A 24,080-nucleotide genomic window follows, 5' to 3' on the forward strand; every position below is an offset into this window, starting at 1 on the left:
GGATAGAGGCTGACTATTAAGGAGAACACTATGCTGAGCCATCCTGCTGAAAAGTACCGTCCCTATCCGCCGATTACCCTGCCCGACCGCCGCTGGCCGGACCGGCAAATCAGCCACGCCCCGCGCTGGCTGTCGACCGACCTGCGCGACGGCAACCAGGCGCTGGCGGAGCCCATGGACAGCGCCCGCAAACTGCAGTTCTGGGATCTGCTGCTGGAGTGCGGCTTTAAAGAGATTGAGGTCGCCTTCCCTTCCGCCTCGCAAACCGATTTCAACTTTGTCCGCCGGCTGATTGACGAACAGCGCATCCCGGAGGAGGTCACCATCCAGGTGCTGACCCAGGCACGGGACCCGCTGATCCTGCGTACCTTTGAAGCGCTGCGCGGCGCCCGCCGGGCCACCGTCCACCTCTACAACGCCACCGCGCCGCTGTTCCGCGAACTGGTTTTCGGCATGGACAAGGCCGAGGTGATCGCCCTCGCGACCCGCGCCACCCGGCTTATCCGCCAGCAGTGCGAACAACAGCCGGAGACCCGCTGGCAATATGAATATTCGCCTGAAACCTTCTGCTTCACCGAACCGGCGTTTGCGCTCGAGATTTGCGAAGCGGTGGCGGACGTCTGGCAGCCCTGCGCCGAGCGACCGATGATCGTCAATCTGCCGGCGACGGTGGAGGTCAACACCCCCAACGTCTATGCCGATCAGATCGAGTACTTTTGCCGCCACTTCTCCCGCCGCGGCGAGGTCTGCATCAGCGTGCATCCTCACAATGACCGCGGTACCGGCGTCGCCAGCGCCGAGCTGGCGGTGATGGCCGGCGCCGACCGGGTGGAAGGCTGCCTGTTCGGCAACGGCGAACGCACCGGCAACGTCTGCCTGGTGACGCTGGCGATGAACCTCTACAGCCAGGGCGTCGACCCTGAGCTTCGCTTCGAGCAGATGAACCGGGTGGTGGAAGTGGTGGAAAACTGCAATCAGATCCCCGTGCACCCGCGCCACCCGTGGGCGGGAAGTCTGGCCTACACCGCCTTCTCCGGTTCCCATCAGGATGCGATCAAAAAAGGGTTTGATGCCCGTCAGCCTGGCGACCCATGGCGAATGCCCTACCTGCCCATTGACCCGCAGGATATTGGCTGCAGTTATGAGGCGGTGATCCGCGTCAACAGCCAGTCGGGGAAAAGCGGCAGCGCCTGGCTTATCGAACAAAATCATGGTCTGAAGCTGCCCCGCGGGCTGCAGCAGGACTTCAGCCAGCACGTTCAGCAGGCCACCGATAGCGACGGCAAAGAGATGACCCACCATGCGCTGTGGCAGCTGTTCCGCACGCGCTACGGGCTGCAGGCGCAGCCTGCGCTGACGCTGGTCGATTATCAGAGCGCCAGCCAGCAGGATGGCCAGCTGTCCCTGCAGGCGACGCTGCGTCACCACGGCGAAACCCGACGCCTGCAGGGCCAGGGCAACGGCCTGCTCTCCGCCGCCGCCAGCGGCCTCAGCGCGCTGTTTCGGCAGCCGTTTATGATCAAGGACTATCATGAGCATACCCTCGGCGCGCGCAGCGACAGCCGGTCGGTGGCCTATATCCGCTGCGTTTTTCCGCAAGGAGAAAGCTACTGGGGCGTGGGTATCGATAATGACGTGGCGCGCGCCTCGCTGCAGGCGCTGTGCAATGCGCTCAGCGCCGCCGATCAGGCCGGCGGACGAAAATAGTCGCTGGGGGCGACGCCCATTACCCGACGAAACATGGCGCTGAAGGCGCTGTGGCTGCCGTAGCCCAGCTCCAGCGCCACCCGCAGGACGGAGTGGCCCTGCGCCAGGCGAATCAGCGCTTCCATTAGCTTCGCCCGTCGCACCCACTCGCGCCACGTCAGGCTAGTCTGCTGCTGAAAATGGCGGTTCAGGGTTCGCTCGCTCATGCTGCACGCCTTCGCCGCCTGGCTGCTGCTCCAGACGTCGCCCGGCGCCTCGCGCACCTGCTGACACAGCCGGCGCAGCGTTTCGCTTTGCGGCTCCGGCAGGCCAAACGGCAGGATCGCCATCCCGCGGATCTCATCGAGGATCAGCTCATAAATCCGTTCGTCGCGGCTGGCGGGGGCATAGCGCTCGGCCAGCGCCAGCGAAGAGACGATCAGTTCCCGCAGCAGCGGCGTGATCTGTACGATCTGGCAGCCCGCCGGAAGATCGGCGCGCGCCAGCGGATCGATAAACAACGTGCGCGCCGCGACGTTGCCGGTCATGCGCAGCGCGTGGGGCGTTCCCGCCGGCAGCCAGACGCCGCGCCCGGGCGGCACCACCCAGTAGCCTGCCGGCGTCGCCACCCGCACCACGCCGCTTAAAATATGCAGCAGTTGGGCGCAGTCATGCTGATGCCAGTCTTCCTGGTCACCGTGAGCGTAATCATGGGCAAAGGGCACCAGCGGGCGGTGCTGAAAGGAGAAGGTGGTGGTGGTCGTCATGGCGGCGTCGGGAGAGCGGCCCGGCGACAGGCGTCGGGCCGCGGCGGAAGCACTAGATGTGCAGTTCCTGCAGTTTTTCTTTCGGCAACGCCAGTTCGTCGTTGCTGTTGATGCGCACATCGCGCTCAATGATATGACGAGCGATCTCCTGCGCCTCTTCCAGCGAGTGCATGGTATAGGTCCCGCACTGGTAGACGTTCAGCTCCGGGATCTGGTTCTGATCTTGCACCTTCAGCACGTCGGCCATCGCCGCTTTCCAGGCGTCGGCGACGCGCTGCTCGTCCGGCGTACCAATCAGGCTCATATAGAACCCGGTGCGGCAGCCCATCGGCGAAATGTCGATAATTTCCACGCCATTCCCGTTCAGGTGATCGCGCATAAAGCCGGCGAACAGGTGCTCCAGGGTGTGGATACCGCGCTCCGGCATCACTTCCTGGTTCGGCACGCAGAAGCGCAGATCGAATACGGTGATTTCATCGCCATGCGGCGTGTTCATTTTCTTCGCGACACGCACCGCTGGGGCTTCCATTCGGGTATGGTCGACTGTGAAACTATCTAACAACGGCATTCGTCACCTCCGGGAGTGAATTTTTTTAAAATAAAATGAACTCTTTGTTCAGCCGCGAGTCTCAGTATATGAAATACGCGCATTTATTATCATCATCATCCCTGAATCAGAGATGAAAGTTTGGCCACAGTGATGTGGCCTTTTTCTTTTCCAGCGCTACGCGTGCCGCGCCAACAGCGCCTCAAACGGCTCGCTGTCTTCCGCTTCTACTTTCTTCTGTCGCGCCACCGACGCGTCGCGCTCGGCGATGAAATCTTCTTCGCTCAGAATCTCCAGCGGCTCTTCACGCAGCTGGGTCCGGTAACGATCGGCCAGCGCACGGCCGGTTCCGCCAATCCCTTCTTCAATCATAGAACGCAGAATGCGGGCTGAGAAGGTTAATTCCGGATCGTCAAAACAGGCCAGCAGCTCATCGCAGACCTGTTGATAGGCCTCGCCGCCGTGAATGCTGTCCAGCGTCTGCGCCACGCGGCGTAAATCGCGGAACAGATCTTTACCTACCTGCGCCAGCGGGAACTGCGCGCTTTCGCAGCCGATGCCCAACGTTAAGCCCGGCTTACGGCCTTCCAGAATCACCCGATTCCAGTTGGTGCGGGTGCACAGCAGCTCATCGCTGCTCATCTCCGGCGCGTCGGCCAGCGCGCACCAAACCATAAACAGATCGAGGAAACGCACCTGCTGGGCGTCAACGCCGATCGGCGAGAACGGGTTGATATCCAGCGAACGCACTTCAATGTACTCAATGCCGCCGCGCAGCAGCGCATCGGACGGGGTTTCGCCCCGACGGGTGACGCGTTTCGGGCGGATCGGCGCATAGAGTTCGTTTTCAATCTGCAGGATATTGCTGTTGATCTGCAGATACTTACCGTCTTTTTCCAGCCCGATTTTGGCGTACTCTTCCGACGGCGTTTTAATCGCGCGCTTCAATCCTGCCACATACTCGTGCAGATCGTTAAACGTAATTCCGAGATTGCTTTGCGACTTATTGGTATAACCGAGGTCGCTGAGGCGCAGCGAGGTGGCGTACGGCAGGTAGTACATGCCGTTGCCCGTCTCCTCAAAGGGCAGCGTCGTCGGCTTTCCTTGCAGGAATGAAGAGCAAATCGCCGGCGAGGCGCCGAACAGATACGGGATCACCCAGCCAAAGCGATAGTAGTTACGAATCGTGCGGAAATAGCCTGCCGAAATGGCCTCTTTCCCGCTTTCAGCGTCTTCCACACCGCACTTCGCCTGCCAGAACGTCATCGGCAGCGAGAAGTTATAGTGCACGCCGGAGATAGTCTGCATCAGCGCGCCGTAGCGGTTCTTCAGCCCCTCGCGATACAGCGTTTTCAGGCGTCCCACGTTAGAGGTGCCGTACTGCGCCAGCTCAATATCCTGACCGGGGGCGATATAGCAGGGCATGCTCAGCGGCCACATCCGCTCGTCACCAAGCTGACGCGCAGTATAGCGATGGACATCGCGCATAAAGGTCAGCATATGCTCAATATCGCCGTCCACCGGCGTAATAAACTCGAGTAAAGCTTCGGCAAAATCGGTGGTAATCCATTTATGCGTCAGCGCTGAGCCTAACGCCAGAGGGTGACCGGTCGTCGCCAGCGTACCGTCTGCGTTCACGCGCAGCGTCTCCCGCTCCAGACCACGTTGAATACCCTGCAGGGCCTGCGGATGTTTTTCCAGCCAGGCCAGCGCCTGTGATACGTCCGGGATCAATTTGACCTCCCGCCTGTCGAAATCGTTTGAATAAGCATAATTGTAATGGATGAACTATCAGTCCAATTAGTGCCACCACGTCATGCCCTGAAGCGTCGCTGCCGCAATGACCATATAGCGCAGCGCCTTTCCAAGGCATAAGAAAAAGAGTACCGGTCCCCAGGAAATGCGCATCCATCCCGCCAGCAAACACAGTAAATCGCCGACAACCGGCGCCCAGCTTAGCAACAGCGTCACCGCGCCGTAGCGCTTAAGCCAGCCGGCCGCCCGCTCCTGCCAGCGCGAGGTTTTACGCAGCGGAAACAGGCGCCCCAGAATAACGTTAGTTACCCCTCCAAGGCTATTGCCGATTGTTGCTATTAATACTAACCACCACGGATGACTAACCCCCGTAAGAAGCATCGCAACCAGCACAACCTCCGAATTGCCGGGAAGCAGCGTGGCGCTTAAAAAGCTACTGGCAAACAGCGAGAGGAGTGACAGCGCGTCACTCACAGCAAACGCACGTCTACAGCGTCCATTCCCGCGCGCTTCGCCGCCTGCAGACCAAAGTCGGCATCTTCGAAGACCACGCATTTTTCCGGCGCGACGCCCATGCGCTCGGCGCACAGCAGGAAGGTATCGGGCGCGGGTTTATGGTTGACCACATGATCGGCCGCCACCACCGCGGAGAAGTAATGACGCAGGCCCAGGTGCGCCAGCAGCGCTTCGGCGACGGCGCTTTCACTACCGGTGCCGACCGACATCGGGCGACGGCCGTGCCACGTTTTGACCACCTCGATCAGCGGCAATGGGCGTACGCTATCCAGCAGCATCGCCTTAACGGCCAGGGTTTTTTCCTGCGCCAGGCGATGTGGATCGAGATCCGCCTGGTTGAGTTCAATAATCGCTTGGGCAATCCGCCAGGTCGGTGAGCCATTGAGGGCGACCATCGCCTGTTCGTCGAAACGCATACCGTAGCGGCCCAGCACCTCGTTCCATGCCTGACGGTGGGTCGGCTCGGTATCGAGGATGGTGCCATCCATATCAAAGATCAGTCCTGCGTAACCTTCGTACATCGTCTTCTCACCAACCGGTTAATGAATGGTTACTGTAACGCAAAAGCCGGTCGTTGTCGCGGCCAGCGGCGCAGACGACAAAGGCGCCCACAGGCGCCTTCAGGCATCAGACCGGATAGCCGGCCTTATTTAATACGCAGATCGTTTTCGACCATTCGCACACCCTGCACCCGACGGGTGACTTCCACCGCCCGTTTAGCGCTTTCCGCGGAGGAGACAAATCCGCTCAGCTGGACGCGGCCTTTAAAGGTCTGGACGCTGATTTCAGAGGACTTGATGTCTTTATCGTTAAAGAGCGCCGTTTTCACCTTAGTGGTCACCACGGTATCGTCAATGTAACCGCCGGTACTTTCTTTGGTGGACGAACCGGCACAGCCAGCGAGGACCGTCGCCACCAGCAGCGTCGCGCAAAAAGCAGGTATTGCTTTGAACCATTTCATGGATTTCTCTCCTTGCATTTATCTCAGCCTGATAACGCTGATATACAAGGATAAATTATAGTGGAAAGCGCGGCTTGCCAATAAAAAAAGTCGGATGAAACTGGGATGGAAAACGCGGTTATCGGGATGGTGAGAGAAGAGTGAAGATGATGCATTCAGAACGGGTGCTGCGATAATTTCGCAGCCTATGTAACAACATCGTCGCTGTTATTAAGGAGAATATGGTGCATCCGGGAGGATTCGAACCTCCGACCGCTCGGTTCGTAGCCGAGTACTCTATCCAGCTGAGCTACGGATGCATCGGGAAAGCTATTTTACTGCGGGGTTACTCTCCTGGCACTTACGATGGTTTCGCAAACCAGATAACAACAATGTTGCTGTTACTAAGGAGAATATGGTGCATCCGGGAGGATTCGAACCTCCGACCGCTCGGTTCGTAGCCGAGTACTCTATCCAGCTGAGCTACGGATGCATCGGGATTACTGCTGTAATTCTGATATCAAATTTCGCGATTTGCCATTCTTATTAAAGAATGGTGCATCCGGGAGGATTCGAACCTCCGACCGCTCGGTTCGTAGCCGAGTACTCTATCCAGCTGAGCTACGGATGCATCGGGAAACTTGCTTTACTACGCGTCAGTGTCACAACTAACACATGCCACACTGAGTATGACGGCCTAATCGGTAGAGTGACTCGATTATGCCTCGCACTGCGGGCCGCTGCTTTCACAGCGCTCTTCTCTCTTCATTCAGAAAGAAGATGGTGCATCCGGGAGGATTCGAACCTCCGACCGCTCGGTTCGTAGCCGAGTACTCTATCCAGCTGAGCTACGGATGCAAAATGGCGGTGAGGCGGGGATTCGAACCCCGGATGCAGCTTTTGACCGCATACTCCCTTAGCAGGGGAGCGCCTTCAGCCTCTCGGCCACCTCACCACACACGCCTCTTTCGAGTGCTTCGAAGAACTTGTTTCTGCTCTTCGTCGCTGCGATGGCGCACATATTACTTTCTGGTACTTATAAGTCAAACACTTTTTCGAGACCTTTTTTCGTTTGCACACTTCGCACGCAATTCGCGTGCAAAAACGGCAAAAAGGGCAATTTATCAACAGGAAATCCGCCCTGAAGCAGGCATAACGCCAAACGACCAAAGCAGCAAAGGGTGATGAAAAGCGGTATGGCGCAGGGGAAAAACAGAAAAAGGGAAAAAGCGGCGGTAAGTGATGCGCCTCACTGAACAGCGAGGCGCGGAAACCTTAGTAACTGGACTGCTGGGATTTTTCAGCCTGAATACGCTGGTAGATCTCTTCACGGTGAACAGATACTTCTTTAGGGGCGTTTACGCCAATACGAACCTGGTTACCCTTCACCCCTAAAACTGTCACAGTGACCTCATCTCCAATCATGAGGGTCTCACCAACTCGACGAGTCAGAATCAGCATTCTTTGCTCCTTGAAAGATTAAAAGAGTCGGGTCTCTCGTATCCCGGCATTATCCATCATATAACGCCAAAAAGTAAGCGATGACAAATACCTTGCGGTATAAGCAGTCATGGCATCACATTCTGTTAAACCTAAGTTTAGCCGATATACACAATTTCAACCCGACTTTATCGTTATCGGTGTTTCTCGCGCAAGGTGCCATTTCCCTGAGGTTACGGCACCTATACCCGTTATACTTCAGGTTGCATGTGTGTTGGCTTTCCTCGCTCCCCCCAGTCACTTACTTGAGTAAGCTCCTGGGGATTCGCTGCGTCGCCGCCTTCCTGCAACTCGAATTATTTAGGGTATATGCGCTTATAGTTATTACAGTTTTGCGCTGACCCAGCCTTTCACACTGGCTAACGCTGCAGGGAGAGCAGACGCATCGGTACCACCGGCCTGCGCCATATCCGGACGACCGCCCCCTTTACCGCCCACCTGCTGAGCGACCATACCAACCAGCTCCCCAGCCTTCACGCGATCTGTCACATCCTTAGACACACCGGCAATCAGGGAAACTTTACCGTCTGCGACCGTAGCCAACACCACAACCGTCGAACCCAGCTGGTTCTTCAGGTCGTCAACCATGGTACGCAGCATCTTCGGCTCCACGCCGGCCAGTTCGCTGACCAGCAGCTTAACGCCGTTAATCTCTTCCGCTTTGCTGGAGAGGTTTGCGCTCTCCTGCGCCGCAGCCTGCTCTTTCAGCTGCTGCAGCTCTTTTTCCAGCTGACGGGTACGCTCCAGCGCGGCGCGAACTTTCTCTCCGAGATTGTGGCTGTCGCCCTTCAGCAGTTGTGCGATATCGCTGAGCTGATCGCTCTGCGCGTGCAGCATGGCTATCGCGCCCTCACCAGTCACCGCTTCGATACGGCGCACGCCAGCGGCGGTACCGGACTCAGACGTGATGCGGAACAGGCCGATATCACCGGTACGCGCCGCGTGAGTCCCGCCGCACAGTTCAGTGGAGAAGTCGCCCATCTGCAGCACGCGGACGCGGTCATCGTATTTCTCGCCGAACAGCGCCATGGCGCCGGATGCGCGCGCGGCATCGATATCCATAATGTTGGTTTCGATAGCCAGGTTACGACGGATCTGCGCGTTGACCAGATCTTCCACTGCACGAATCTCTTCCGGCTTCATCGCTTCGAAATGCGAGAAATCAAAGCGCAGCGCTTTATCGTTGACCAGCGAGCCTTTCTGCGCCACATGGGTGCCGAGCACCTGGCGCAGCGCCGCGTGCATCAGGTGCGTCGCGGAGTGGTTCAGACGGATACGCTGACGGCGAGCCTCGTCCACATCGGCCTGCACCGCGTCGCCCACTTTCAGGGAGCCGCTGGCGACTTTACCGATATGACCAATGGCCTGGCCGTACTTCTGCGTGTCGCTGACCGCGAAGGAGAAGCCCGCGCCTTTCAGTTCGCCTTTATCGCCCACCTGGCCGCCGGACTCCGCATAGAACGGGGTCTGGTCGAGGATCACCACGGCTTCCTGACCCGCGCTGACGCTATCCACCGCTTTGCCGTCGATAAACAGCGCCGTCACTTTGCCGTTCAGCTCCAGACGATCGTAACCTTTAAATTCAGAGGCGCTGTCAACGCGGATCATCGCGTTGTAGTCCGCGCCGAAACCGCTGGACTCGCGCGCGCGGCGGCGCTGCTCTTCCATGGCGGCCTCAAAGCCGGCTTCGTCAACCTTGATGTTGCGCTCGCGGCAGACGTCCGCGGTCAGGTCGACCGGGAAGCCGTAGGTGTCGTACAGACGGAAGGCGGTTTCGCCATCCAGGGTGTCGCCTTTCAGCTTCGACAGCTCTTCATCCAGCAGCGCCAGTCCGCGCTCCAGAGTACGGGCGAACTGCTCTTCTTCGGTTTTCAGCACCTGCTCAACCTGAGCCTGCTGCTGCTTCAGCTCTTCGCCGGCGGAGCCCATCACGGCAATCAGCGGGGCAACCAGTTTCCAGAAGAAAGTGTCCTTCGCGCCCAGCATGTTGCCGTGACGGATCGCGCGGCGAATGATGCGACGCAGCACGTAGCCGCGGTTTTCATTCGACGGGATAACGCCGTCAGCGATCAGGAAGGCGCAGGAGCGAATGTGGTCGGCGATAACGCGCAGCGACTTGTTCGTCAGATCGGTGGCGCCGGTGACTTTCGCCACGCTGGCGATCAGATCGCGGAACAGGTCGATGTCATAGTTGGAGTTAACGTGCTGCAGCACCGCGGCAATACGCTCCAGGCCCATACCGGTGTCGACGGACGGCTTCGGCAGCGGCTCCATGGTGCCGTCAGCCTGACGGTTGAACTGCATGAAGACGATGTTCCAGATCTCAATGTAGCGGTCGCCGTCTTCTTCCGGGCTTCCCGGAGGGCCGCCCCAGATGTGATCGCCGTGGTCAAAGAAGATTTCGGTGCACGGGCCGCACGGACCGGTGTCGCCCATCTGCCAGAAGTTGTCTGAAGCAAACGGCGCGCCTTTGTTGTCGCCGATGCGGATGATTCGCTCGCGCGGGACGCCTACTTCATTGGCCCAGATGTCGAATGCTTCGTCATCGGTCTCGTAAACGGTGACCCACAGCTTCTCTTTCGGCAGCGCGAACCAGTTCTCACCGGTCAGCAGTTCCCACGCGTATTTGATGGCATCCTGCTTGAAGTAGTCGCCGAAGCTAAAGTTGCCCAGCATTTCAAAGAAGGTGTGGTGACGCGCGGTGTAACCGACGTTTTCCAGATCGTTGTGTTTACCACCCGCACGCACGCAACGCTGCGCGGTGGTCGCACGCGAATAATTACGTTTGTCGAGACCAAGGAAGACATCCTTGAACTGGTTCATCCCTGCGTTGGTAAACAGCAGGGTCGGATCGTTGTGCGGCACCAGGGAGCTGCTGGCAACTACCTGATGTCCCTTGCTATGGAAAAAGTCGAGAAACGCCTGACGGATCTCAGCGGTGCTCTTGCTCATAATTATCCTGAAATCAAGCTACACGTCATCCTTCAAGTCGCCTCTGTCCTGGCTGCGCTTGCTCTTCCGGCACCGAACTGACGTGCGCTGCGGAAGATAGTCTCTCTTGCCGCCCTGATGCAGCTTGAATGATTTTGTGTAAAGGAATAATCGCCCAGGACGCTGCCTGCACTGTCACAACCAGCGGCCCGACGGAATAAAGTGGGAATAAGATAAGTTTTCTTTACGGCGAAGTAAAATCCCGGATGGGTCAATCTGCAAAATTTCGCCAGATTTCCTGGATATCTTCCATCAGGTAGCCACGGTACAGCAGGAATCGCTGGATTTTCACTTTTTCAGTAAAGGCGGATGGTAACGGTTCACCGTATTTACGCTGCGCCTGCGCCCTGGCAAGGCTCACCCAGTCGATATCGCATTCGCGCATCGCCTGTTCAACGGCCTGGCGCGCAATGCCTTTCTGGCTGAGCTCCTGACGAATGCGCGCGGGGCCATAGCCTTTGCGGCTCCGGCTGGCGATGAACTGGCCGACAAAACGATTATCGTCGAGATAGCGGTTTTCGATACACCAGGCCACCACCTGCTCCAGCTCTTCAGGGGTGACGTCCAGCGCCTCGGGGCCGTTTTTGCTCATCACCGGAGCGGCCAGTTTGCGCCGCAGCTCCTGTTCGCTGTGGTCGCGCATCGCCAGGATACGGATAGCGCGGTCCAGCAGACGAGCATAGCCGGATCGGCGTGATGAAGGTTCAGTCACAGGCACCTCAATAATCTAAGAAAAGCAAAAGGGCCGCATAAGCAGCCCTTTATCACTCTGTTAGACGATATCAGAAATCTTGTTCCGTTTCTTCTGCGTCGTTGCCGTCAACGGCGAAGTCCGGCGTAGAGTCCTGGTTGTTGAGCAGCAGTTCGCGCACTTTCTTCTCAATCTCTTTCGCCGCCGCCGGGTTCTCTTTCAGCCAGGTGATAGCGTTCGCTTTACCCTGACCAATTTTGTCGCCGTTGTAGCTGTACCAGGCGCCCGCTTTCTCAATCAGCTTCTCTTTCACGCCGAGGTCAACCAGCTCGCCGAAGAAGTTGATGCCTTCGCCGTAGAGGATCTGGAATTCAGCCTGTTTGAACGGCGCCGCAATCTTGTTCTTCACTACTTTGACGCGGGTTTCGCTGCCGACGACGTTATCGCCCTCTTTCACCGCGCCGATGCGACGGATATCCAGACGCACGGAGGCATAGAACTTCAGCGCGTTACCGCCGGTGGTGGTTTCCGGGTTACCGAACATCACGCCGATTTTCATACGGATCTGGTTGATAAAGATCAGCAGCGTGTTGGACTGCTTCAGGTTACCCGCCAGTTTACGCATCGCCTGGCTCATCATACGCGCCGCGAGGCCCATGTGAGAGTCGCCGATTTCGCCTTCGATTTCCGCTTTCGGCGTCAGCGCCGCGACGGAGTCGACGACAATAACGTCAACCGCGCCGGAGCGCGCCAGCGCGTCACAGATTTCCAACGCCTGCTCGCCGGTATCCGGCTGAGAACACAGCAGGTTGTCGATATCCACGCCCAGTTTGCGCGCATAGACCGGATCCAGCGCGTGTTCCGCATCGATGAACGCACAGGTTTTACCTTCGCGCTGCGCTGCGGCGATAACCTGCAGCGTCAGGGTGGTTTTACCGGAGGATTCCGGCCCGTAGATCTCGACGATACGGCCCATTGGCAGACCGCCGGCGCCCAGCGCGATATCCAGAGAAAGCGAGCCGGTGGAGATGGTTTCTACGTCCATAGAACGGTCTTCACCCAGGCGCATGATGGAGCCTTTACCGAATTGCTTTTCGATCTGGCCCAGTGCAGCCGCCAACGCTTTCTGTTTGTTTTCGTCGATCGCCATTGTTACTCCTAATCATGCAGGGTGAAGCCTGTTCGCTTCGCCGTTAATATTTGTTCAGTTGAGGCAATTATACTGTATAGTCATACAGTATCAAGTCTTTTGTAGAAATTGTTGCCAGAGCAGATTGAGCGCGTAGGCCGTCGCCTGACGACGCACCGCTTCGCGGTCTCCGGCAAAGCATTCCCGCCGCGTCACCCCTTGCCCGCTGACGCTGGCGACGCCAAACCACACCGTCCCGACCGGCTTTTCGTCGCTGCCGCCATCCGGCCCGGCGACGCCGCTTACCGAGATGGCATAGTCCGCGCGCGCGGCGCGCAACGCGCCGATCGCCATCTCCACCACCACCGGTTCACTCACCGCGCCGTTGTCCCGCAGCGTCGCTTCGCTGACGCCGATCATTTGCGATTTGGCCTCGTTGCTGTAGGTCACAAAACCGCGTTCAAACCACGCTGAGCTGCCGGCAATATCGGTGATGGCTTTCGCTATCCAGCCGCCGGTGCAGGATTCCGCCGTGGTCACCGTCGCGCCCTGCGCCTTCAGCGCCCGGCCGACCTCCTCGCTTAGCTGCATTAATTCTGAATCGGTCATTATCGCCCCGCTTTGCTCCGGATAAAGAGGCCATCAAAGATAGCACTTTCCACAGAGATATGGGGACGAGGTGTGGAATTTACGAGGGGACATCCAAAATGAATCATCCCGGCGGCGCCGGGATGAGAAATCGCAAAACTACTTCATGCTGGCGGCGATCAGCGCCACGTTATGACGCATCATTTTGACATAGCTATCCGCGACGCCACCCGGGGCGGAGAGCGCCTCAGGATAGAGTTCTCCGCCGGGCTGCGCGCCGGTGGCGCTGGCGATCTGCTTCACCAGTCGCGGGTCAAGCTGGTTCTCCATAAACCAGGTATGGACGCCGTCCGCGTTGATTTGCTTAATCAGCGCCGCCACCTGCGCCGCGCTGGCCTCGCTCTCTGAAGAGAGCCCCTGCGGCGCGAGGAAGGTCACGTGATAAGCGCGGCCAAAATAGCCGAAGGCGTCATGGCTGGTGAGAACTTTGCGCTTTGCCTGCGGAATGGCGCTGAACTGCCCTTTCGCCCAGCCGTCGAGGGCCGTCAGTTGCTCGATATAACGCTTGCCGCTGTTCGTCAGCGCCGCTTGATCTTCCGGGTCGGCTTTCACCAGTCCATCGAGGATATTCTGCGCATACAACGCGCCGTTCGCCGCGCTGTTCCAGGCGTGGGGATCGGTCACCGTTTTGCCATCTTCATCGAGGGTATGGGTCTTGACGCCCTTCGACGCCACCACCAGCTCGCCCTTAAAACCAGAGGCCTTAATCAGGCGATCCAGCCACCCTTCCAGTCCCAGACCGTTAACCACCACCACGTCGGCCTTGCTGAGCAGCGCGCTGTCCTTCGGCGACGGCTCGAAGGTGTGCGGATCGCCATCCGGGCCGACCAGGGTGTCCACATGAACATGCTCCCCGCCGACCTGCTGCACCATATCACCCAGCACCGAAAAACTGCTTACCACATTCAGCGTTTTCGCCATCGCCCCCTGCGCCATCAGGCCGAAGGCCAGCGCGACCACTATTGCACTACGTTTCATCATTTCCTTACCCCATCAATTTGCGCCAGCCGACCAGCAGCCGGCTGCGCGTGCCAAAAAACAGCGAAATAAAAAACAGCGCGCTGGCGGTCAGCACGATGGCGGGCCCGGCGGGAAGACTGGCCGCCCAGGAGAGACTCAAACCCAGCCAGGCGCAGAGCGCGCCGGAGAGCGCCGCCAGCAGCAGGATGCCCGGCAGCGTTCGCGCCCAGCAGCGCGCGGCGACCGCCGGCAGCATCATCACCCCTACCGCCATCAGCGTGCCGAGCACCTGAAACCCCGCCACCAGGTTAAGCACCAGCAGCGCCAGAAAAAGCCCATGCAGCAGCGCCGGCAGCCGGCGGTGGTTCACCTGCAGCCAGGCGCTGTCGAACGCCTCGCTGACCAGACCGCGGTAGCACAGCGCGATGCACAGCAGCGTCAGGCTGGCGACGCCGCTGACAAACAGCGCCGCGTCACGGTCCACCGCCAGAATGGAGCCAAACAGCAGATGCAGCAGGTCGACGCTGGAGCCGCGCAGCGACACCAGGGTGACGCCCAGCGCCAGCGATCCCAGATAAAATCCGGCAAAGCTGGCGTCCTCTTTTAACGGCGTCCGCCGGCTCACCCATCCCGCCACCAGCGCGACCGCGATGCCGGCGACAAAGCCGCCCAGGGTCATGGCCAGCAGCGACATGCCGCTCAGCAGATAGCCCACCGCCACGCCGGGGAGAATGGCGTGCGACAGCGCGTCGCCCATCAGGCTCATGCGCCGCAGCAGCAGGAAGACGCCCAGCATGGTGGTGCTTAGCGACAGCGCCAGACAGACCACCAGCGCCCGGCGCATAAAGCCGAATTCAATAAAAGGCTGAAAGAAGGTGTGCCAGATCATGCCGACCTCGCCTGGCTGAAGGCCGGGAGAACCGCCCGGGTGGCGCCCCAGCAGGCGCGCCGGGGGGTCAGCAGCAGCGTCTCCGGGAAAAAGTCGGCTACCCGCTGGTTATCATGCAGCACCGCCAGGATGGTCTGCCCCTGCCGGTGCATGTCGAGGATCAAATCCATCAGTTCGCGACTGGTCGCTTCATCAATGCCAGTGAAGGGCTCGTCGAGCATCACCAGCGGCGCCTGCTGCACCAGCACCCGGGCAAACAGCATGCGCTGAAACTGGCCGCCGGAGAGCGCTTCGATCGGGGTTTTCGCCAGGCTCGCCAGCCCGACCCGCTCCAGCGCCGCGCCGATGCGTCGCCGGGTATCGCCGCCTAGACCGCGCAGCAGCGACACGCCGGGCCATGCGCCCTGGCTCACCACATCCTGCACGTTGAGAGGAAACTGCGACTCGAGGGCATGGCGCTGCGCCAGCCAGCCAATCACCGGCCGCTTTCCCTGCCAGCGCAGACAGCCACTGACCGGCGGAAGAAACCCGGCGAGGGTTTTCAGCAGGGTCGATTTTCCGCAGCCATTGAGGCCAACGATTGCCGTCAGGCTGCCGGGGCATATCATCCCGCTCAGCGGAGGGGTGATCGCCACCCCGCCATAGCCGGTTACCAGTTGTTCCAGTTCAATCATGGTAGCGTCACCGCCCACCAGGTCGCCAGCCATAGCGCCGCCAGCAGCGTTCCCGCGATGGCCAGGCGCGCCGCGCCGGATGCCATAAAAACCGATGTGAACATATCCCACCTCTATTGAATGTTATAACATAACAATACAGAGGCGGAATAAGATTGTAAATCAGCGTCGGGAGCGGAAATGTAACAAAGGTCGACAAGCGGCAGGCAAACGGGAAAAAGCAGGAGGATAAACGAGAAGTCCACCGGTCGCGCTGCGCTTACCGGGGCTGCCAGCCGGATAACAGACCATAGCCCGGATAAGGCGCTACGCGCCGCTATCCGGGGAGGCTCGGGATCGGTCAGCCGGATGACAGTATTAATAACCGCCGCGGGCCTGAGAAACCGCCAGGCCAAGCTGCCAGACGGCCATGGCGTAGTGGGTGCTGTGGTTGTAGCGGGTGATGGTATAGAAGTTAGGCAACCCGTACCAGTACTCATAGCCGGTGCCGACGTCCAGGCGCAGCAGGCTGGCCTGCTGATGGTTGCCCAGCGGCTGGGTCGGGGTTAATCCCGCCGCCGACAGCTGCGAAACGCTGTATTTGGTTTTGAAACCATTCTCCAGCCCCGGCGCCTGGCCCAGCGCCTGCACCGCCACCAGATCGCCGCTCACCCAGCCGTGCTGTTTGAAGTAGTTGGCCACGCTGCCGATCGCATCCACCGGGTCCCACAGGTTGATATGGCCGTCGCCGTTAAAGTCCACCGCGTATTGCTTATAGGAGGACGGCATAAACTGGCCGTAACCCATCGCCCCGGCGAAAGAGCCTTTCAGATCCAGCGGGTCGTCGCTTTCGCTGCGCGCCATCAGCAGGAAGGTTTCCAGCTCGGAGGAGAAGTACTCAGCACGGCGCGGATAGTTAAACGACAGGGTCGCCAGCGCGTCGAGGATGCGGGTTTTGCCCATCACCCGGCCCCAACGGGTCTCCACGCCGATAATGCCGACAATGATTTCCGGCGGTACGCCGTAGACCTGATAAGCGCGGTTGAGCGCGTCCTGATACTGATTCCAGAACACCACGCCGTTCTGCACGTTATCCGGGGTAATAAACTGTTTCTTGTAGCGCAGCCAGGCGCCGGTCGGCCCGGTCGGCGGCAGGCCGGTCGGCGCCTGACGATCCATCAGCCGCAGAACGTAGTCCAGACGCTTCGCCTGCGACAGGATCTCCTGCAGCTGCTGCCTGTCGAAGCCGTGCTTCGCCACCATCTTATCGATGAACTGCGCCGCTGCCGGGTTGTTGGCGAAGTCGCCGCCCATCTGCATCACGTTATGCTGCGGTTCCAGCAAAAAGCCGCCGGTTCCACTCGCCATCTCCGTTTCCGCGGGAGTCTTGGGTTTGCTGCTGCAGGCAGCGAGGAGCACACAAAGGGGAAGTACAGCCAGAGAGCGACGCTTCAACATGGGAATTCCGTTTAACAAATTCAGCAAGGGATAATTATGGTAAAGCATGCGACGACCAACAAGAAAGCGACAATCTGTTTGTAGACAAAATAGTCCTTCACCGCCCCCCTTCCTGGATGCTGTCATGCGCCTCGTGATTTCATCCTCTCAACGCCAATCTTTCGAAATAAAATATTTATCTTTCATTTTGCGATCTATTTAACACTTTAAAACCTTTCAAAGTGATTAAAATCAGCCTGCAGTTAGCAAGAAAAATAACATGCTGAAGGAGAGAACAATGATTGACGTCGTGACCCACGGCGCAGAGTGGTTTATCGGCCTGTTTCAGAAAGGCGGCGAGGTATTTACCGGAATGGTGACCGGGATCCTCCCCTTGCTGATCAGTCTGCTGGTGATCATGAACGCGCTGATCAACTTTATCGGCCAGCAGCGGATCGAAAAACTGGCGCAGCGCTGCGCCGGGAACCCGATCTCCCGCTACCTGCTGTTGCCCTGCATCGGCACCTTTGTGTTTTGTAATCCGATGACCCTGAGCCTGGGCCGCTTTATGCCAGAGAAGTACAAGCCCAGCTATTACGCGGCGGCGTCCTACAGCTGCCACTCGATGAACGGCCTGTTTCCGCATATCAACCCCGGCGAGCTGTTCGTCTATCTCGGCATCGCCAACGGCCTCACCACCCTCGGCCTGCCGCTTGGGCCGCTGGCGGTGAGCTATCTGCTGGTCGGGCTGGTGACCAACTTCTTCCGCGGCTGGGTCACCGACCTGACCACCTCGATTTTCGAACGAAAAATGGCGATTCAGCTGGCTCAGAAAGTGCATCTGTCAGGAGCGACATCATGACCCGGATTCGTATTGAGAAAGGTACCGGCGGCTGGGGCGGCCCCCTTGAGCTCGACGTCGTCGAGGGCAAAAAGATCGTCTATATCACCGCCGGCACCCGCCCGGCGATCGTTGACCGCATCGCCAGCCTGACCGGCTGGCAGGCGGTGGACGGTTTTAAAGAGGGCGAACCGGCGGAAAGCGACATCGGCGTGGCGATTATCGACTGCGGAGGCACCCTGCGCTGCGGGCTCTACCCCAAGCGTCGCATCCCGACGGTGAATATCCATGCCACCGGCAAATCGGGGCCGCTGGCCCAGTACATCACAGAAGATATCTACGTCTCCGGCGTAAAAGAGGAGAACATTCAGCGCATCGCGACCGACAGCGCGGTAGCTCCCGAGCCGCCGGCGGAGAACAACCGCGCGGGTCGTGATTACGACGCCAGCAAAAAGATCACTGAACAGAGCGATGGCCTGCTGGCGAAGGTCGGGATGGGGATGGGCTCGGTGGTGGCGGTGCTGTTCCAGGCCGGGCGCGACACCATCGATACGGTGCTGAAGACCATCCTGCCGTTTATGGCCTTCGTCTCGGCGCTGATCGGCATCATCATGGCCTCCGGCATCGGCGACTGGATCGCCCATGGCCTGGCGCCGCTGGCCAGCCATCCGCTGGGTCTGGTGACCCTGGCGCTGATCTGCTCCTTCCCGCTGCTGTCGCCATTTCTCGGCCCCGGCGCGGTTATCGCCCAGGTGATTGGCGTACTGATCGGCGTGCAGATCGGCCTCGGCAATATTCCCCCGCACCTCGCCCTGCCGGCGCTGTTCGCCATTAACGCCCAGGCCGCCTGCGATTTTATCCCGGTAGGCCTGTCGCTGGCTGAAGCCCGCCAGGATACCGTGCGCGTCGGCGTGCCGTCGGTGCTGGTCAGCCGCTTTTTGACCGGCGCGCCAACGGTGCTGATCGCGTGGTTCGTTTCCGGATTTATTTACCAGTAAGAGGGGCCAGAAGATGACCGTGATTTACCAGACCACCATTACGCACATCGGCGCCTGCGCGACGATGGCGCTGGAAGAGCAGATGCTGATCACCTTCCGCGAAGGCGCCCCTGCCGATATCGAAGCGTACTGCTTTATTCACAACCACGGCGAGCTTGCCGGCGCGCTGCAGCCGGGCGCAGAGCTGCAGCTTGGCGAGCTGCGCTACCCGGTGACCGCCGTCGGCGAGGTCGCCGAACAAAACCTGCGCGAGCTGGGCCACATCACCCTGCGCTTTGACGGCCATCGTGAAGCGGAGTTCCCGGGTACCGTCCATGTGGCGGGCCCGGTGCCGGACGCCATCGCGCCCGGCTGCGTACTGAAATTTGTTGCTTAACAGGAGAGAAAGATGAATCAGGTTGCTGTTGTCATTGGCGGTGGACAAACCTTAGGAGAGTTTCTGTGCCGCGGGCTGGCCGCCGAGGGCTACCGCGTGGCGGTGGTCGATATTCAGAGCGAAAAAGCCAGCCGCGTCGCCCAGGAGATTAACGCTGAATATGGCGAAGGTATGGCGTATGGCTTCGGCGCCGACGCCACCAGCGAGGCCAGCGTCACCGCGCTGGCCCACGGAGTGGATGAGATTTTCTCGCGTGTCGACCTGCTGGTGTACAGCGCCGGCATCGCTAAAGCGGCGTTTATTAGCGACTTTGCGCTGGGGGATTTCGACCGCTCGCTGCAGGTCAATCTGGTGGGCTACTTCCTCTGCGCCCGCGAGTTTTCCCGGCTGATGATCCGCGACGGCATTAAGGGACGCATCATTCAGATCAACTCGAAATCCGGCAAAGTGGGCAGCAAGCACAACTCCGGCTACAGCGCGGCGAAGTTCGGCGGCGTCGGCCTGACCCAGTCGCTGGCGCTGGATTTGGCGGAGTACGGCATTACCGTACACTCACTGATGCTCGGCAATCTGCTGAAGTCGCCGATGTTCCAGTCGCTGCTGCCGCAGTACGCCACCAAGCTCGGTATCGATGAGAGCGAGGTCGAGCAGTACTACATCGACAAGGTGCCCCTGAAGCGCGGTTGCGAATATCAGGATGTGCTGAACGTCCTGATGTTTTACGCCAGCCCGCAGGCGTCGTACTGCACCGGTCAGTCGATCAACGTTACCGGCGGCCAGGTGATGTTTTAAAGGGATCCCGGATGGCGCCGCGCTTATCCGGGCTACAAAACGGTAGGTCGGGTAAGGCGTTAGCCGCCACCCGACAAAAATACGGCACCGCGGGTCGCTCGGGTTAGGCGCTCGCGCCGCGACCCGGGTTGTTCCCGGCCCCCTTAAGGAGACACCTATGGTTACCGCACTCATCACCGTCGCCGCCATCGCCTGGCTTACCCAACTGGCCTTCGGCGGCTGGCAGATCCGCCGCTTCAATCGCGCCTTCGACAGCCTGTGCCAGCAGGGTCGGGTGGGGGTCGGCCGCTCCGCCGGGCGCTTTCAACCGCGCGCCATCGTCGCTATCGCCGTTGATGATGACAACCGCATCTGCGACACGCTGCTGATGAAAGGCTTCACCATTTTCGCCCGACCGCAAAAAATCCCCGCGCTGGATGGCAAACATATCGGGGAATTGCAGCCTGATGTGATCTTTCCCCATGATCCGCGCTGTCAGAATGCACTATCATTAGCGCTTAATCCGAAACATGGATAATTTCGTTGTAAAAGTAAATATCTTGCGAAATTATCACTTCGAAACTTAAACGCAGGATAGACGCCTATGAAACCACGTCAGCGCCAGGCAGCCATTCTCGAGTTCCTGCAGTCGCAGGGAAAATGCTCGGTCGAAGAGCTGGCGCAACACTTCGATACTACCGGCACCACCATCCGCAAGGATCTGGTCACGCTGGAAAACGCCGGCACCGTCATTCGCACCTACGGTGGCGTGGTACTCAACAAAGATGAAGCCGATCCGCCGATCGATCATAAAACGCTGATCAACACCCATAAGAAAGCGCGCATCGCCGAAGCGGCGGTGCGCTTTATTCATGATGGCGACTCCCTCATCCTCGATGCCGGCAGCACGGTGCTGCAGATGGTCCCACTGCTCAGCCGCTTCAATAACATCACGGTGATGACCAACAGCCTGCATATCGTCAACGCTCTGGCCGAACTGGATAATGAACAGACTATCCTGATGCCCGGCGGCACCTTCCGCAAAAAATCGGCCTCCTTTCACGGCCAGCTGGCGGAAAACGCTTTCGAACAGTTCAGTTTCGACAAGCTGTTTATGGGCACCGACGGCATCGATCTGAACGCCGGCGTCACCACCTTCAATGAGGTGTATACCGTCAGCAAGGCGATGTGTAACGCCGCCCGCGAAGTGATCCTGATGGCCGACTCGTCAAAGTTTGGCCGTAAAAGCCCCAATATCGTCTGCGGCCTGGAGCGCGTGGATAAATTGATTACCGATGCCGATATTGACCCTGCATTCCAGCGGGCGCTGGAAGCCAAAGGCATAGAAGTCATCATTACTGGAGAACATCATGAGTAACTTTTTGTTAGAGGCCGGACGCCAGACCCTGATGCTGGAGGTACAGGAGGCGAGCCGCCTGCCGGAACGCCTGGGCGACGACTTCATCCGCGCGGCGGAAACCATCATCCACTGCGAGGGCAAACTGATTGTCTCCGGTATCGGTAAATCCGGTCATATCGGCAAAAAGCTGGCGGCGACCTTCGCCAGCACCGGCACCCCGGCCTTTTTTGTCCATCCGGCGGAAGCCCTGCACGGCGATCTTGGCATGCTCGACGGCCGCGACGTGATGCTGTTTATCTCCTACTCCGGCAGCGCGAAAGAGCTGGATCTGATCGTGCCGCGGCTGGAGGAAAAAGGTATCCCGCTGCTGGCGATGACCGGCAAATCCACCTCGCCGCTGGCGCTGGCGGCGAAAGCGGTGCTGGATATCGCCGTCGAGCGAGAGGCCTGTCCGATGCACCTGGCGCCGACCTCCAGCACCGTCAACACCCTGATGCTTGGCGATGCGCTGGCGATGGCGGTCATGCAGGCCCGCGGCTTCAATGAAGAGGATTTTGCCCGCTCCCACCCGGCAGGGGCGCTCGGCGCGCGTCTGCTGAACAAAGTGCATCACCTGATGCGCCGCGACGACGAAGTGCCGCGCGTCGGCACGGACGCCAACGTCATGAACGCAATGCTCGAGCTAAGCCGCACCGGGCTCGGCCTGGTGGCGGTCTGCGATGAGGCCAACCGCGTGCAGGGGGTCTTCACCGACGGCGACCTGCGCCGCTGGCTGGTGGGCGGCGGCACCTTAAACGACGGCGTCGCGCAGGCGATGACCCGCAACGGCGTGACGCTGCAGGCGGAGAGCCGCGCGGTGGAAGCCAAAGAGCGGCTGATGAAGCACAAAATCAGCGCCGCGCCGGTAGTCGATGAAAACGGCCAACTGGTCGGCGCCATCAACCTGCAGAACTTTTACCAGGCCGGGATCCTTTAAGCCCCAGACGTTTCGCCAGCCGGTGCAGGTTGGCGACGTCGAGTTCCAGCGCGCGGGCGGTCGCCGCCCAGTTGCCCTGATGTGCCGCCAGCGCGCGGGCAATCGCCTCGCGCTGGAAATTATCCGTGGCTTCGCGCAGATTCACGTTGCCCATTGCCGGCGCCGCTGCCGCCGCCTCGGTCGGCAACGTCGGCGCAGTCGCCGTAAACTCGAAATGCTGCGGCTCCAGTACTACGTCATCGCCAGCCTGAGTAGCCCGCGCCAGCACCACCGCGCGGTGAATGGCATGCTCCAGTTCGCGCACGTTGCCCGGCCACGACCACTGCTGCAGCCTGTTTCGCGTTGCCTCACTTAAAATTACCCGCGCCAGCCCCATCCGCAGGCGGCACTGCTCGCAAAAATAGCCAGCCAGCAGCACCACGTCATTTTCCCGCTCGCGCAGCGCCGGAATCGACAGCGGGAAGACGCTCAGCCGGTGATAGAGGTCGGCGCGAAAGCGCCCTTCCACCACCTCCTGGCGCAGATCGCGGTTGGTGGCCGCCAGCACCCGCACATCGACCCGCAGGCTGCGGTCATCACCGACACGCTGAATATCGCCATACTGCAGGACGCGCAGCAGCTTCGCCTGCAGCGCCAGCGACAGCTCGCCGATTTCGTCGAGGAACAGCGTGCCGTTATCGGCCATCTCAAATTTGCCGCTGCGATTGCTGATAGCCCCGGTAAACGCCCCTTTCACGTGACCGAACAGCTCGCTCTCCGCCACGCTCTCCGGCAGCGCCGCGCAGTTGAGGTACACCAGCGGGTTAGCCGCACGCGGCGATCCCTGATGCACCGCCTTCGCCACCAGCTCCTTACCGGTCCCCGTTTCGCCGCTGATCAGCACGTTCAAATCCGAGGCGGCGACAATCTCGATCTCTTTTTTCAGCTGCAGCATCGGCGCCGACAGGCCGATGATCTCCTGACGCTCCGGCTGCGGGTAATTCACCACCTGCGCGGGCAGGACGTTTTGCGCTTCAAGGCGGGCGATAAGCAGCGCGTTATTCAGCGCCCCGGCCACCAGCGCGGCAATCAGTCGCAGCTCTTCATCGCTGAAGCTGTCGAAGCGGTCGGCATCCATACCGTCAAGAGTTAGCGCGCCGATCAGCGTTTGCCCGGCAAACAGCGGCAACCCCACGCAGGCGTGAACCTTGAGGCTCTCCTGGCCGGGGATCAGGCCGTCATAGGGGTCCGGCAGGTCGCTGTCCGCCGGGAAGCGCACCACATCGCCGGCGCGGGCGATCGCCTCCAGCCGCGGATGCCCATCCAGTGCAAAGCGCCGGCCAAGCACATCCTGCGCCAGACCATCGATCGCCAGCGGCACAAACTGATGGGCCTCATAGCGCAGCAGCGCCGAGGCGTCGCAGCCAAGGATCTGCCGCAGGGTGGCGATCAGGCGCGAAAAGCGGTCGACGTGGCCGATATCGCTTTGTAAATCAATGGCGATTCTCGCCAGCGCCTCGACGGAAAAACTCATCATCGCTCCATTGTCATTTTGACAGCCAATATAGTCATATCGACTATTTTAATCATTGTCATTTTGACAGCAACTAAAATCATGAAAATTTAAAAAATGATTTTATTCAATAAGTTAAAAAACTGGCACGCAACTT

General features: G+C 59.6%; 24 protein-coding genes and 5 tRNA genes. 8 read left to right on the forward strand and 21 right to left on the reverse strand.

The genetic code is table 11. The features are described 5' to 3' along the window. The first annotated feature begins 30 nt into the window (after positions 1-30). Positions 31-1,707 (forward strand): 2-isopropylmalate synthase, encoded by a 1,677-nt coding sequence (leuA, locus tag ACOI7Z_RS11200; protein WP_087849607.1) that lies wholly within the window; start codon positions 31-33, stop codon positions 1,705-1,707. Here leuA and ACOI7Z_RS11205 read toward each other — a convergent pair. From ACOI7Z_RS11205 to mltB, 20 genes are all read right to left on the reverse strand, one after another. After that, positions 1,686-2,453 (reverse strand): AraC family transcriptional regulator, encoded by a 768-nt coding sequence (locus ACOI7Z_RS11205; RefSeq protein WP_032456498.1) that lies wholly within the window; start codon positions 2,451-2,453, stop codon positions 1,686-1,688. The two genes, leuA and ACOI7Z_RS11205, sit on opposite strands and share 22 nt — an antisense overlap. Positions 2,454-2,505: 52 nt before the next feature. After that, entirely contained in the window at positions 2,506-3,021 is a 516-nt protein-coding gene (gene luxS / locus ACOI7Z_RS11210; protein ID WP_023290759.1) for an S-ribosylhomocysteine lyase, read from the reverse strand. Between the two features lie 156 nt (positions 3,022-3,177). Then, complete coding sequence (gene gshA / locus ACOI7Z_RS11215; RefSeq protein WP_049013824.1) at positions 3,178-4,734, reverse strand: glutamate--cysteine ligase; 1,557 nt, start codon at positions 4,732-4,734, stop codon at positions 3,178-3,180. 66 nt (positions 4,735-4,800) lie between these two features. Beyond that, complete coding sequence (locus ACOI7Z_RS11220; protein ID WP_086076426.1) at positions 4,801-5,229, reverse strand: YqaA family protein; 429 nt, start codon at positions 5,227-5,229, stop codon at positions 4,801-4,803. Continuing rightward, positions 5,226-5,792 carry a fructose-1-phosphate/6-phosphogluconate phosphatase gene (gene yqaB, locus ACOI7Z_RS11225; protein ID WP_065883426.1) on the reverse strand — a complete coding sequence of 189 codons (567 nt, stop codon included), beginning with the start codon at positions 5,790-5,792 and terminating at the stop codon, positions 5,226-5,228. The genes ACOI7Z_RS11220 and yqaB overlap by 4 nt, the downstream gene beginning before the upstream one ends. A gap of 125 nt (positions 5,793-5,917) precedes the next feature. Further along, on the reverse strand, positions 5,918-6,232 hold the full coding sequence (locus tag ACOI7Z_RS11230; RefSeq protein ID WP_023290762.1) for a BON domain-containing protein: 315 nt from the start codon (positions 6,230-6,232) through the stop codon (positions 5,918-5,920). Between the two features lie 222 nt (positions 6,233-6,454). Next, positions 6,455-6,531, reverse strand: a tRNA-Arg gene (locus ACOI7Z_RS11235). 96 nt (positions 6,532-6,627) lie between these two features. Then, a tRNA-Arg gene (locus tag ACOI7Z_RS11240) sits at positions 6,628-6,704 on the reverse strand. Between the two features lie 61 nt (positions 6,705-6,765). After that, positions 6,766-6,842, reverse strand: a tRNA-Arg gene (locus tag ACOI7Z_RS11245). A 150-nt stretch (positions 6,843-6,992) separates the two neighbouring features. Further along, a tRNA-Arg gene (locus ACOI7Z_RS11250) sits at positions 6,993-7,069 on the reverse strand. Positions 7,070-7,073: 4 nt separating this feature from the next. Beyond that, positions 7,074-7,166 (reverse strand) — tRNA-Ser (locus ACOI7Z_RS11255). Between the two features lie 320 nt (positions 7,167-7,486). Further along, positions 7,487-7,672, reverse strand: coding sequence for a carbon storage regulator CsrA (gene csrA, locus ACOI7Z_RS11260; protein ID WP_000906486.1), 186 nt, complete (start codon positions 7,670-7,672; stop codon positions 7,487-7,489). Positions 7,673-8,035: 363 nt separating this feature from the next. After that, on the reverse strand, positions 8,036-10,663 hold the full coding sequence (alaS, locus tag ACOI7Z_RS11265; protein WP_065883428.1) for an alanine--tRNA ligase: 2,628 nt from the start codon (positions 10,661-10,663) through the stop codon (positions 8,036-8,038). 250 nt (positions 10,664-10,913) lie between these two features. Continuing rightward, positions 10,914-11,414, reverse strand: a complete 501-nt coding sequence (gene recX / locus ACOI7Z_RS11270; protein WP_023290764.1) for a recombination regulator RecX — start codon at positions 11,412-11,414, stop codon at positions 10,914-10,916. Positions 11,415-11,484: 70 nt separating this feature from the next. Next, positions 11,485-12,543 (reverse strand): recombinase RecA, encoded by a 1,059-nt coding sequence (gene recA / locus ACOI7Z_RS11275; protein ID WP_004205686.1) that lies wholly within the window; start codon positions 12,541-12,543, stop codon positions 11,485-11,487. A gap of 90 nt (positions 12,544-12,633) precedes the next feature. Beyond that, entirely contained in the window at positions 12,634-13,131 is a 498-nt protein-coding gene (gene pncC, locus ACOI7Z_RS11280; protein ID WP_065883429.1) for a nicotinamide-nucleotide amidase, read from the reverse strand. Between the two features lie 138 nt (positions 13,132-13,269). Further along, complete coding sequence (locus tag ACOI7Z_RS11285) at positions 13,270-14,148, reverse strand: metal ABC transporter substrate-binding protein (RefSeq protein WP_032453816.1); 879 nt, start codon at positions 14,146-14,148, stop codon at positions 13,270-13,272. A gap of 7 nt (positions 14,149-14,155) precedes the next feature. Beyond that, entirely contained in the window at positions 14,156-15,019 is an 864-nt protein-coding gene (locus tag ACOI7Z_RS11290) for a metal ABC transporter permease (protein WP_023290767.1), read from the reverse strand. Further along, the gene (locus ACOI7Z_RS11295) at positions 15,016-15,726 is read right to left on the reverse strand and encodes a metal ABC transporter ATP-binding protein (protein ID WP_074442673.1); all 711 of its coding nucleotides are present in this window, start codon (positions 15,724-15,726) and stop codon (positions 15,016-15,018) included. Before ACOI7Z_RS11295 ends, ACOI7Z_RS11290 begins: the two co-directional genes overlap by 4 nt. Positions 15,727-16,050: 324 nt before the next feature. After that, positions 16,051-17,130, reverse strand: coding sequence for a lytic murein transglycosylase B (mltB, locus tag ACOI7Z_RS11300; protein WP_023290770.1), 1,080 nt, complete (start codon positions 17,128-17,130; stop codon positions 16,051-16,053). Positions 17,131-17,407: 277 nt separating this feature from the next. Here mltB and srlA point away from each other — a divergent pair, with 277 nt between their 5' ends. The 7 genes from srlA (at position 17,408) to gutQ (ending at position 22,431) form a co-directional block, all read left to right on the forward strand. Further along, positions 17,408-17,971: a PTS glucitol/sorbitol transporter subunit IIC gene (srlA, locus tag ACOI7Z_RS11305; protein WP_004205677.1), complete on the forward strand. Its 564-nt coding sequence runs from the start codon at positions 17,408-17,410 to the stop codon at positions 17,969-17,971. Continuing rightward, positions 17,968-18,948, forward strand: a complete 981-nt coding sequence (gene srlE, locus ACOI7Z_RS11310) for a PTS glucitol/sorbitol transporter subunit IIB (RefSeq protein ID WP_032453820.1) — start codon at positions 17,968-17,970, stop codon at positions 18,946-18,948. The genes srlA and srlE overlap by 4 nt, the downstream gene beginning before the upstream one ends. 13 nt (positions 18,949-18,961) lie before the next feature. Continuing rightward, a complete protein-coding gene (gene srlB / locus ACOI7Z_RS11315) occupies positions 18,962-19,324 on the forward strand; it encodes a PTS glucitol/sorbitol transporter subunit IIA (RefSeq protein WP_050533591.1) in 363 nt (120 codons plus the stop codon). A gap of 12 nt (positions 19,325-19,336) precedes the next feature. After that, positions 19,337-20,116 (forward strand): sorbitol-6-phosphate dehydrogenase, encoded by a 780-nt coding sequence (srlD, locus tag ACOI7Z_RS11320; RefSeq protein WP_002914815.1) that lies wholly within the window; start codon positions 19,337-19,339, stop codon positions 20,114-20,116. Positions 20,117-20,273: 157 nt separating this feature from the next. Continuing rightward, positions 20,274-20,633: a transcriptional regulator GutM gene (gutM, locus tag ACOI7Z_RS11325; protein WP_023290773.1), complete on the forward strand. Its 360-nt coding sequence runs from the start codon at positions 20,274-20,276 to the stop codon at positions 20,631-20,633. Between the two features lie 66 nt (positions 20,634-20,699). Continuing rightward, positions 20,700-21,473: a glucitol operon DNA-binding transcriptional repressor SrlR gene (gene srlR / locus ACOI7Z_RS11330; protein WP_004205671.1), complete on the forward strand. Its 774-nt coding sequence runs from the start codon at positions 20,700-20,702 to the stop codon at positions 21,471-21,473. Further along, positions 21,466-22,431, forward strand: a complete 966-nt coding sequence (gutQ, locus tag ACOI7Z_RS11335; RefSeq protein ID WP_087849608.1) for an arabinose-5-phosphate isomerase GutQ — start codon at positions 21,466-21,468, stop codon at positions 22,429-22,431. Before srlR ends, gutQ begins: the two co-directional genes overlap by 8 nt. On the opposite strand, the gene norR is transcribed toward gutQ, so the two are convergent. Further along, a complete protein-coding gene (gene norR, locus ACOI7Z_RS11340) occupies positions 22,394-23,944 on the reverse strand; it encodes a nitric oxide reductase transcriptional regulator NorR (protein ID WP_087849609.1) in 1,551 nt (516 codons plus the stop codon). The genes gutQ and norR overlap by 38 nt on opposite strands. Between the last annotated feature and the right edge of the window lie 136 nt (positions 23,945-24,080).

This window comes from Klebsiella sp. C283 (assembly GCF_048822555.1).
GTDB classification, from domain to species: Bacteria; Pseudomonadota; Gammaproteobacteria; order Enterobacterales; family Enterobacteriaceae; genus Klebsiella; species Klebsiella quasipneumoniae.